The sequence below is a fragment of the Dellaglioa sp. CoH-57-MRSF-16 genome (assembly GCF_056782055.1).
Genome location: NZ_JBXAXZ010000197.1, coordinates 1 through 259, shown reverse-complemented (window position 1 = coordinate 259; position 259 = coordinate 1). Strand labels below are relative to the sequence as shown.

The 259-nt window shown below is 49.8% G+C and carries 1 protein-coding gene; it reads right to left on the bottom strand.

The window, feature by feature from the left end:
* A partial coding sequence (locus tag AC1RPH_RS08405; RefSeq protein WP_481762132.1) for a hypothetical protein occupies nucleotides 1-230 on the bottom strand: 230 nt, incomplete at its 3' end.
* Nucleotides 231-259 lie beyond the last annotated feature (29 nt).

The window sequence follows — 259 nt, the reverse complement described above, 5'->3', positions numbered from 1 at the left end:
TTCGACTTCTGTTCATCGCTCAGGTTTTTGCCTCCGCGATTCAGATAGAACGAGATTGACTGAATTGCTTTGCCGATATTTCCGTTATGGCTACGCTCAGCCCACTCTGCGATTGATTCGGCGCTTCCATCCGCGAACTTGCCTTCCGGAGGATGCTTCTTGGTGTGCACATCGTGACTCCATTTTTCGGAGGCCACCAGCCGGTTTGCTGCTTGAATTTCAACTGCCATTTTGTACTCCTTAACAAGTACGTGGTTGC